Here is a 9,755-nt window from a genome sequence, read left to right as displayed (position 1 = left end):
TGAGATCGTGGAGGATTTTCGTGACCTTTCGTCGCAAAGGTTAAAAGTGGATCTCGGCCGCAGTGTTGCACGAGCCGTTCATGACCACGATCCAAATGCACTGCTTGCTTTGGCACTCGCATATTGCGTCTGGCGTGATGCTCGGATTCCTGATGATATACTGGATGATATGGCAGAAATCATGATCGTTTACGGTGCGCGCGGTTGAGCTTCCGCTGACGACGACAAGCAGCAACATCAACTTGCTGCAAAATCCTCAGAAATCTTCCGTTTGTTTGATCTGGTCAAAGTCTGGTTTGGAGTGGCTTCCTGCCTGACCGCTCCTAGGGGGCGGAGTTGGGAAAGCGGCCATTCAGCTGCCCGCTACACTTCGACAGCAACGCGCCCTCGTTTCGGTCGTTTAACGCTTGTGAGCCGAAGCCTCCAAGCAGCCGTTCCCTCATTCGTTCGTTGAACAACCTACTAGCGACGCGCTTGAGCGCGCAATCTTACGGCAGTCCGGATATCATGGAGGTCCACGCGTTGCGTCACGAGCTGGCGCCGGAACTCTTGGAAGATCGGCTGAGTGCGTTCTGGATCTTCGATAGTGACGATCAGCGAGAAAGGTACACCCTCGGCGGGAAATTGGGCCTCGGCGCGCACGAGACTTTCCACCTGCAATTGCCACTCGGTGCTGCTGCCGACACCGTCGCCAAAATTGGCGGCATAGCGCTTGGTCGGCCACCATTTGAGGCCATGCGAAATCAGCGCCCGCTCCGGCGGCGTCATGCCCGAAGACTTCGGCAAGAACGCTTGGGTTATCTGATCATGAAAGCTTGGCATGCCGTCAGCGCGATCGACCGGCTGACGCTGGCGTAGCTTGGCATCGAGGTTAACGCGCACGAACTCAGTCCCGAAGGCCTGGTCGATCGGCGGATCATAGACCAGCGTCATCTGCACCTGGCCGCAGCATGCTCGCGTTGATGGATCGACTAGCGAAGCGGGCCACGCAAAGGGGAAGCGTAGAATGGCCGGCCGCTTCTCGCCGATGCTCAGACGACTTTCGAACACGAGCGTAATTGAATGGTCATCGGTCTCCAGCATCGACGCCGCATTGCTGGGCTGACCAAACCCGACAAACTGCCGAGCAATGTCCTTGAGCGACCGGTGTTCAAGGCAGGTTGGTATCGTTGCATGGTGGACTGAAAATGCCCGTAAAGTGCGTGTATCGAGCTTCTGACCAGTCATCGAGTCCAACGTCGCAAGAGTTTTGGCGACCAATGGCGCTGCGAAGCTTGTGCCGCGAGTCTCGGCACAGTTTCCGTCCAGCGAGCAGGACACCAGCGCGGTCTTGTCGGGCGAAGTAGAATCACCTGTCCCCCCATAATGGGCAAGATCGGGTTTAACACCGACCCGCAGGCCCGGACCACGGCGCGTATAGGTCGCGGGCGCGCCTTCCACATGAGAACCGCCGGGCGGATTGAGCGCGCCGACCGCGAGTGCGCGCACACTCTCGCTGGGCATGAAAATCGTATCGGACGCTGTTCGGGATGCCAGTGCTGCAATCGCCTGGCGTGACGTGGGCGGCCACGGTGCGCGCCATTCGGCACCGCTGAGGTTCCCAGCAGAGTTGACGATGATCACCCCTTGGCGATCCTGAATCTCGTCGAGGCGGGCGGCGTAGATGCTATAGAGATTCTGTTCGACCGGCGAAGTGATGTTCAATGACATGTTGAACACCCGAACATCGTGATTGTCACGCGCCTCAACAATTGCGGCCTCCAGTTCCTCGAGAAAGGCTTCAAAGCCACGTTGTCCGTAAACGTCGAGAAACCGCCCCTTGGGCATCAACGGAATATCGATGAGATCACAGCCGTCGGCCTCACGCCCGATTTCGTTGCCATTATGGCTCTGCGCACCGACTAAAATTCCGGCGACCAGCGTGCCATGCGTCGCGTCGCAGGCGTCGATATCAAGATAATCGTAGCGATCCTGAACCCAACCCGAGAAGTGAGTGCAGATCCCGGTGTCGATCACCCCAACTTTGGGATACATGCCGTTCGCCATACGCTCAGGAACGGCGAATGTCATCTCTCCGGGGCTTGCCGGCGCGTGTGAAGGCTGGAGCAGCACCGGAAATCGAATGCGACGAACCAGCGGATGTGCGGCCATTACCTTCAGCACGAGTTCGTGCCGCTCAACATTCGCGTCGACCTGCGCGACTGGTGGCACGAGCGTCAGCTCGCCGCGAACCGCGCGGCGGTCCTCGATCAGCGGCTTTGTGGGGGCGGTAGTCACGAGCAATTCGATCGAGGGCACACCGCCTGGACTGGGCAGCAATGCTGCATACATACCGTCGCCGAGCTGGGCGATATCCTGCTGCAGAGTGTCGAACGACTGGCGCATACCGAGAATATCGGCACTGCTGATCACATCCAGCGGCCGCTGTTCGAACAATTCGACAATGTAGCCGCTGGCGGCCGAGGGGTCGAGCATCGCATCCACGGCGGACGCAGCGGAAAAGTCACGCTTGGCTCCAGGAGCCGCGATCTCGATCGTTTCGATCGCACCGAGTTCCGACCTAGCGCGTGTGACGTAATGATAGGGGTTGCCGGTCTTGCTCGAAATCCGGGTTTCACCTGCAATCTCGGCATCCTCGAACCGCGCCCGCAGCCGGTTTAGATGAATGCGTGGCGCCCGAAAAAAGAGCTCGCCCGGGGCACCAGCGCCCACGCATGGGAACTGATCGGTAAGAAACAGCGCCCGGTTCGGCCGATAGGATTTCGCGATGGCCTCCACGCGCAGGCGTACCCGGACATAAGTAACCGGCCCAAAGCGGGAGGCGGCGAGCGTCGCGTCTATCTCGTCCAAGCGTGTAAGCATCGCCGCCTTGTGCAGCGCGAACGCACGGTCGTTCTTCTCAAAGAAGTCCTTGTCAGGTCCCGCCCGGCCGGGATCGGGCGCACGAAGGAAGGAGTCGTCGTTCAGGACGATCTGGACAGGATTGTTAGACATCGACGCCCCCTTCTGCTGTGATGCCCTCGGACATCCAGTCTGCGGACCAGCGCGAGATCTTGCTCTGGCTGCAATCGAACATCTGCGCGAGGCTCTCCTGTCGTACGCCGAGCTGGGCGTGAAGTATCTGGCCGATGAACTTCGGCTCGTCGACAAGGAAAAGCCGCGCAGGCCCCATCTCAGCATCTTCGATACCGAGCCGCGGCAACAGCGCCTTGGTCGCGATGGTGATGGCGCGCGGCGTCACTTCACTGCCCGACAACGCTAGGCTACGGCGGAGCGCATCAGCAAACGTCTTTAGATCCGAACCAGACCGGGGGCCCGCGACGTAGCTCAAGGTCTTGATGACATCGTCCCCGAGTTCCAGTGAACTTAGAAACGTACGTAGCATTTCCAGCCTGGTCGGCAGATCGGGCTGACCGATCCGCACATGATTCTGGAAGCGGCGCCAGACCGCTGGGTCGAGCAGGCCTTCGTGATTGGTGATTGCAATCGTGAGCCCTTTATCAGCGCGAGCGTCGAGGTTTTGGAGGAGTGTATTCACCACGCGCTTTAATTCGCCCAGCTCATGCGGATCGTCGCGCATTTTTGCGAGTGCATCAAATTCATCGAGGATCAGTACGCACCTATAGCGGTTGGCAAAATCGAAGAGATTGGCGATGTTGCGAGCAGTGGTGCCGAGGAATGAACTCACCAAACCGTCGATCCGGGCGTTGACAACCGGAAGTTTCAGGCGCGCCGCAAGCGTCAATGCGGCTAGCGTTTTTCCTGTGCCGGGAGGGCCATAGAACAGGCATGATCGGGAGGGTTCCACGCCGAGAAGCTTGAGCGCGTCGGCGCGCTGCCATTCTGAGACCAGCGCATTCATAGCCAGCTGGAGCGTTTCGCCGAAGATCGGCGTAGGCTGACCCGACGCGGGTGCGAGCAAAATCTCCGCAAGGGGAACACTCGTTTCTCGATCAGCAGGGGGGTGTACGTTGGTTGTCAACTCGTCACCCGTGACCAGCGACCGTGACACCTCTACGTTACTAGGAGCGAAGGACACCTCGCTTGTCACATTTGCTAGCAGGGCATTGAGTGTAGAGGCATCTCGGTCGTCGCCTGCTTTCGCCAATCGGTCTCGTAGCCTTTCAACCTGCTTTCGGAATCTCGCATCGCCGCCTTCCAGCCCGACCCGACACAAACTTTGGACCGCCGAAAAGTGCTCCATTGAAAAGTTCCATCTATGAATCCGATATTCTCGAATCTTATGCGATAGTAAGCCATAATATGCAAGATCATTTATTGATTATGCAAAAATAGTCACTTCCCCGTGTTCTGCACGGTGATGCGGACCTTCCGAGCTATGAGGAGATGCGCGACGAGCGACGAATAAAGTTGTCGAAACCGATTGAGACTCTTGGGCGCTGCGCGCAACGGTGCCCTACCACAAAAACAGCAATGGCAGCTGACGAACGGCTGAAAATTCGTCCTACCGTCAAAAAGCTGCCTATCTGCTTCCGGCCCCATTGCTGTCGTCCTTCGTTATTCCCTCGGCCAATCACGGCCTAGGAGAAATAAAATGGGTTACTCTCATTACGATGCCGCAGCTCGCGGCCGTGCTGCTTGGAATGCTGGAAAGACAGTTGGAACTAAACGCCCTTTGACGCAGAAGCAGATATGGGCAATTCGCTTCTTCCTCGATCGAGAAGGGCGTGTTCGGGATCGTGCTCTTTTTGATCTTGCAATCGACAGTAAGCTTCGTGGCTGCGATCTGGTAAAGATTAAAATCGGAAACTTGGTCACAGGACCGGAGATACGAAAGCGGGCGATGGTCTTTCAACAAAAGACTGGTCGCCCTGTTCAATTCGAATTGACCAGTGATGTGCGTGCCAGCTTACTGGCTTGGCTGGAACGCCGCGGGGGCACCCTGGATGACCATGCGTTCCCAAGCCGGATCAATCACGCACGTCATATGAGTACACGGCAATATGCTCGTTTGGTCGATGAATGGGTAACTGCTATTGGCCTTCGAGTGGCGGATTACGGCACGCACTCCCTGCGCAGAACAAAGGCTGCAATGATATATAAAGCAACAGGCAATCTGCGTGCTATCCAGATATTGCTTGGGCATAGCAAGATCGAAAACACGGTGCGGTATTTAGGTGTCGACATCGAAGACGCATTGCTTTTGGCAGAGCAAACTGTGATCTGACCTTGTAGAGGCCATCCGCTAGGCGGATGGCCTCTACTCCTCTCGGGAGTATCTGACATGATCGATCTTCGGGGTGGGTTGCTGACTGTCATTATTTGGGTTGAAAGAGGATGGCAGTAGACTGGAAGATTTTGGGCGGTGTCCCAATTGAGCCCCCATTCACACCACGTCATCGGAAGGGAGGCGCTAGCTCAAAATCGAGCACTGAAGTTGAGCTGGCTCCACTCAGGGGTTGTCGTTCGACACGCGCCGTGAATTTTACCCTTATGGGCGGCGTAAGACATTCCGCCAGAGGTCAGTTCTGGCCGCCAGAAATGCGATGGTAGGCGCTTGATCTCGATCAGCTATACAGCAACCTTGCAATGATAGTTTGAGCATTGCGTTGTTATGAGTTTGCGGTACTGGAATAAGAGTTATTTTTTGGGTGTCATTGAAACATAGGGATAGCGCATGGATGCACTTCAGTTTGCCATCGCCCGCTTTCTGGCCGGAAAGGCTTTGCAGAAACGTCGGACCACCTATCAGCAGGTCGGCGAAGCAGTAGGCTGGAGCCATCCAACTGGTCGGGGGCTGGGACGAAACCTCGAGGTCATTCTGCACAAACTGGCGGACCGGGGTCTGCCGCCTCTCACGACGATCCTGGTGAAGAAGGGAGAGCTGTATCCGGCTGACGACGCCATGGCGTACATTCGAGGCGCGCTCGGAGCCATCAACATCGAGGCCGCCCAGCGGGAAGTGTTCGCGTTCGATTGGGCGTCGGTTCCAGAGTTTGCTCCAACAGCAGATACGTTGCCCGACGAACGGCAGCTTTGGCTGACGTCGTTCTGGGGCTTCGATCCAGCCGGCTGGGGATGCATCGGCTTCGCCAATGAGGCCCGGCGAAATCGCTACTTGACCAACTCAAAGCCAGGGACGCTGGTCGCGATCTACGTGACTAAGGGGAAAGGCCCGGACAACATGCGCGGCAAGGTCGTGGGGGTGCTCGAGATATCCCACGAGACTGGCCACGCGCGCGAATTTATCTCCGGGGATCGCTGGGCAGAGAAGGAGCGCGATTCTGATTCTCGTGGGAAATGGCTGTATGCCGTGAAGGCGACCCGAGCGTGGAGGATCATTCCGGAGGATTGGCGTCAGGTCGAAGACCTATTTCCGCAAGCCTACGGCAGCTCTAACCCAGAGTTCATCGGCGCAAGCGGAGTATCGCTCTCCATCGACGAGGCGGCAAAGCTCTACGAACTGGACGTTTACGAAGTGCCCGTCTATGGGCAGACCAGTCCTGTCGACCCCACAATCCAGACCCTAGAATTCGCCCTTAGCCCCAGCCGCGCTGTGAGGCCGGCCTCACAGCCCTATTGGGTTGGCGAAACGGATGGGCCGAAGCATCTCTACATCCTCCGTCTCACAGGCAATATCGCAGCCTATCTCGGTCGAGGAACTGACGAACTCGCAGACAAGTACATCATCAAAGTTGGCTTCTCGAAGAGCCCCCAAGCGCGCCGCGACCAGATCCAGAGCGCCTATCCCAAAGGGGCTTTCAACTGGAAAATCTTCAAACCCAGCCCTCAGCCCGACACTGCCCCATATGCCAACGCAGATATTGCAATTGCCGGCGAAGACGCCATGAAAAAGCGCCTTGTGGAAGATGGTGCAGAGGTCTTGGGGGGTGAGTTTTTCCTTGCTGACGAAAGCCTGATGCATCGGACTTGGGCTGCAGGCAACAACGCAGCGAGAGCGACGCAAGAAAAAGCAACCTCCCAGTTGACCCAGCAGAATGGATTGGGATAGGCACTTTTCTGCATCTAAGAAGCCTAATTTATCTGTCGGCTTTGGGGAGAGCGGAGCTGCGAAGCTTAGGACCGACAAGGGGTCGATAGCAGCCGAACATGCAGATCCAGATGGGCGCGACCTTAACGGGGTGGATTCCGGACTGTCAGCTTTTTCGCTAAAGTCCCTTGGAGCAGACATCTAGCTGACGCGAATATGAGCGAAAGACATCAGTTCCGCGTTGCGACCATACGCTCGGCCAGGGCTTGGTCACCGTGTGCCTTCAGCTCCTCAACTGCTCCGTCGAAGTCACGTTGATCCCGGTTTTGGCTGAGCTTGGATTTTGCGATCGTGCGTGTCACCGAAATCCGAAACGCAACAATCTTGCCGATCATGTCGAGCATATAGTCGGCTGGTGCATCGGCCATTCTCCAGGCCCTATCCCCGTTGACCCGGCGTTCCTGGTCGCGCGTCAATAAACCGATCGCAGCCCGCTTGCTGCGTTCGTCGTGCTGGAAAGTGATGATGCCATGAATGTGCACCACCTGGTAATTCCAGGTCGGCACGTGACGATGATGTTCCAGCTTCGAGGGGTAGCTGTTGGCCGAAATGTAACCGTCGACTCCGCGAAAGATGGCCAAAACCTCCTGACCATCCGCAACTGTGCGATGCATATCGTTAGCCAGCGCAAAGTGGCCGATGAGGTCACCTCCCTTGTCGAACATGAGTGGTACATGGTTGGCGACCAGGCCCTCCGTAGTGTTTGCAACCACGCAAGCCAAGGGTGCGCCGGCAATGATCGACGCAATCTCGGCGGGATCAACTTCCTTGAAATGGTCGGGTATGTACATCAGTCGCTCCAGGGACAAAGTTTATGAGCCGGTGATGAGCTTGAGGGCGATCGCCCACATCACTAACGCAATAACAGCTTCCAGAATACGCCATGCCGCAGGTTGCGCGAAGATCGGTCGCAGCAGCGAAGCGCCGAAGCCCAAGGCGAAGAAAAACAGAAACGATCCTGTGACTGCGCCAGCGGCAAAGGCAAATTGTTGCTCACCGAACTGGGTGGAAATTGAACCCAGCAGGACCACCGTGTCGAGGTAGACATGGGGGTTAAGCCACGTCAGCGCGAGGCACGTTAGAAGCGTCGGCAAAAGCGGCTTGGTGGCTTGGTCGCTCTCGACAGAAAGAGTGCTCGTGGAGCGCAAGGCGGACATCATGCTTCTTGCACCATACCAGGCCAGGAACGCCGCGCCCCCGATCCTCATCACCGGATCGACCCAGGGTAGCCAGGCCGCTATCCGCCCAAAGCTGGTAACGCCGATCACGATCAGCACAGCGTCGGAGACTGCACAAGCCAGACTGACAGCGAGCACATGCTCGCCTTTGAGCCCTTGTCGCAGGACGAAGGCATTTTGCGCACCAATAGCGACAATGAGGCTCAAGCCCATGCCGAGGCCGGTCAAGAAAATCGATGGGTTCATGGTGAAGGGTCATGCTTCATGCCCGTTGGCGTAAACGCCGAACTTGCATTAGACCAGTTAAAGTAGCTAACGCAGCATAAGGCTGGCTAATCATGCTTGATTACAATGCCGCCGCGGCCGTCGCGGCGATCGTGCGCACGGGCAGCTTCGAAAAGGCTGCGAAAGCCCTCAACGTTACGCCCTCCGCCATCTCGCAGCGCGTGAAGCAGCTTGAAGAACGTATGGGAGCGGTGCTGGTAGAACGAGGCATACCGTGCCGCGCCACCGACAAGGGGGCATGGCTGTGCCGGCACATGGAATTGGTCGGGCAGTTGGAGAACGAACTGGTCGCGCAAATACCCGAGCTTGGCGATATTTCGAGCGGACCGGTAACTGTCGATGTGGCTGTGAACGCGGACAGCCTCGGAACCTGGTTCTTGCCGGCAATGGCGGGTTTCACCGGGCGTTCCAATGTGGTGATCAACATCGCCGTAGACGATCAGGATTACACGGTTGATTGGTTAAAGCGGGGCCGAGTTCTCGCCGCGGTCACATCGATGCCGCAGCCAGCGGCTGGCTGCACCGTTACGGCGTTAGGTCATCTGCGCTACGTCTCAACCGCCAGCCCAGAGTTCATGCAAAGGTATTTCGCAGAAGGGGTCAACGCGGAAGCGATGTCGCGAGCACCTGTGCTCACATTCAACAATAAGGACACCATGCAAGGGGATTGGCTTGCAGCCAATTTTGGATCACTCCCAGCGCCGCCGACGCATTGGCTCCCATCCACGCATGGATTTGTGGAAGCTTGTATTCTTGGGATTGGCTGGAGCCTCAACCCGATAGATCTAGTTGCGGCCCATATCGCGGCTGGACGTCTTGTTGAGCTAGTCCCCGGCGCAACCACGGATATCCCGCTCTACTGGCAAGTTAGTCGTTGGGCTCAAAACCAGTTTCCCGAGTTGACAAGGCGTGTCGTCGATACCGCCAAGGTCTCGCTTCTACAGCGCTAGGGTCAATGTCGGCTTTCGGGATCATAAGTGGGTGTGCGTATGACCGGGATGGGGTCGGAAACGGACATCGCTGTTCTTCAAGATACCGCTGTAACGTAGAATCGGCGACGGGCTATCTCACCCAATGGAGTGCCGCAATTGACGGCATATTGAATCATAGAGTGTAACCGGCGGAGTATGTCGGACTGGTCAGCAGACAGGTCATCTTCTCACCATGCAAGGCCTCATGCCCATGCCTTAACTGATTTCTCGCGATCACCATGCTCGAATAGCATATGGCTGAGTGCGTGATCCCTCATCTATGAGCGTTTTGGTGAGCAGATAGTCAAA

8 protein-coding genes are annotated in these 9,755 nt (G+C 57.0%); 4 read left to right on the top strand and 4 right to left on the bottom strand.

Translation table 11 applies throughout. From position 1 onward, the window contains the following. On the top strand, positions 1-208 hold a 208-nt coding region (locus tag ACFPLB_RS11075; protein ID WP_378229573.1), incomplete at its 5' end, for a hypothetical protein. Positions 209-462: 254 nt separating this feature from the next. On the opposite strand, the gene ACFPLB_RS11070 is transcribed toward ACFPLB_RS11075, so the two are convergent. Both ACFPLB_RS11070 and ACFPLB_RS11065 read right to left on the bottom strand, forming a co-directional pair. After that, positions 463-2,994, bottom strand: coding sequence for a S8 family peptidase (locus ACFPLB_RS11070; RefSeq protein ID WP_378229571.1), 2,532 nt, complete (start codon positions 2,992-2,994; stop codon positions 463-465). Continuing rightward, entirely contained in the window at positions 2,987-4,204 is a 1,218-nt protein-coding gene (locus tag ACFPLB_RS11065; RefSeq protein WP_378229569.1) for an AAA family ATPase, read from the bottom strand. Before ACFPLB_RS11065 ends, ACFPLB_RS11070 begins: the two co-directional genes overlap by 8 nt. 351 nt (positions 4,205-4,555) lie before the next feature. On the opposite strand from ACFPLB_RS11065, the gene ACFPLB_RS11060 reads away from it, so the two are divergent. Both ACFPLB_RS11060 and ACFPLB_RS11055 read left to right on the top strand, forming a co-directional pair. Beyond that, positions 4,556-5,188 (top strand): tyrosine-type recombinase/integrase, encoded by a 633-nt coding sequence (locus tag ACFPLB_RS11060; protein WP_378229567.1) that lies wholly within the window; start codon positions 4,556-4,558, stop codon positions 5,186-5,188. Positions 5,189-5,638: 450 nt separating this feature from the next. Beyond that, positions 5,639-6,973 (top strand): hypothetical protein, encoded by a 1,335-nt coding sequence (locus tag ACFPLB_RS11055; RefSeq protein ID WP_378229565.1) that lies wholly within the window; start codon positions 5,639-5,641, stop codon positions 6,971-6,973. Between the two features lie 209 nt (positions 6,974-7,182). Here the strand turns inward: ACFPLB_RS11055 and ACFPLB_RS11050 are convergent, their stop codons facing one another. Both ACFPLB_RS11050 and ACFPLB_RS11045 read right to left on the bottom strand, forming a co-directional pair. Further along, a complete protein-coding gene (locus tag ACFPLB_RS11050) occupies positions 7,183-7,803 on the bottom strand; it encodes an FMN-binding negative transcriptional regulator (RefSeq protein ID WP_378229563.1) in 621 nt (206 codons plus the stop codon). A gap of 21 nt (positions 7,804-7,824) precedes the next feature. Then, the gene (locus ACFPLB_RS11045; RefSeq protein ID WP_378229561.1) at positions 7,825-8,436 is read right to left on the bottom strand and encodes a LysE/ArgO family amino acid transporter; all 612 of its coding nucleotides are present in this window, start codon (positions 8,434-8,436) and stop codon (positions 7,825-7,827) included. 92 nt (positions 8,437-8,528) lie between these two features. Between ACFPLB_RS11045 and ACFPLB_RS11040 the strand changes: the two genes are divergently transcribed. Then, positions 8,529-9,425, top strand: a complete 897-nt coding sequence (locus ACFPLB_RS11040) for a LysR family transcriptional regulator ArgP (RefSeq protein ID WP_378229559.1) — start codon at positions 8,529-8,531, stop codon at positions 9,423-9,425. The last annotated feature ends 330 nt before the right edge of the window (positions 9,426-9,755 follow it).

The sequence above is a fragment of the Aquamicrobium segne genome, assembly GCF_042656785.1.
Taxonomy (GTDB): Bacteria; Pseudomonadota; Alphaproteobacteria; order Rhizobiales; family Rhizobiaceae; genus Mesorhizobium; species Mesorhizobium segne.
This window is presented reverse-complemented; position numbering and strand designations above follow the sequence as displayed.

What these genes read in the sequence shown, in the direction of transcription:
- ACFPLB_RS11050 (WP_378229563.1), bottom strand. Translation starts at nt 7,803, where the DNA reads ATGTACATACCCGACCATTTCAAGGAAGTTGATCCCGCCGAGATTGCG.
- ACFPLB_RS11045 (WP_378229561.1), bottom strand. Translation starts at nt 8,436, where the DNA reads ATGAACCCATCGATTTTCTTGACCGGCCTCGGCATGGGCTTGAGCCTC.
- ACFPLB_RS11055 (WP_378229565.1), top strand. Translation starts at nt 5,639, where the DNA reads ATGGATGCACTTCAGTTTGCCATCGCCCGCTTTCTGGCCGGAAAGGCT.
- ACFPLB_RS11065 (WP_378229569.1), bottom strand. Translation starts at nt 4,204, where the DNA reads ATGGAGCACTTTTCGGCGGTCCAAAGTTTGTGTCGGGTCGGGCTGGAA.
- ACFPLB_RS11040 (WP_378229559.1), top strand. Translation starts at nt 8,529, where the DNA reads ATGCTTGATTACAATGCCGCCGCGGCCGTCGCGGCGATCGTGCGCACG.
- ACFPLB_RS11060 (WP_378229567.1), top strand. Translation starts at nt 4,556, where the DNA reads ATGGGTTACTCTCATTACGATGCCGCAGCTCGCGGCCGTGCTGCTTGG.
- ACFPLB_RS11070 (WP_378229571.1), bottom strand. Translation starts at nt 2,994, where the DNA reads ATGTCTAACAATCCTGTCCAGATCGTCCTGAACGACGACTCCTTCCTT.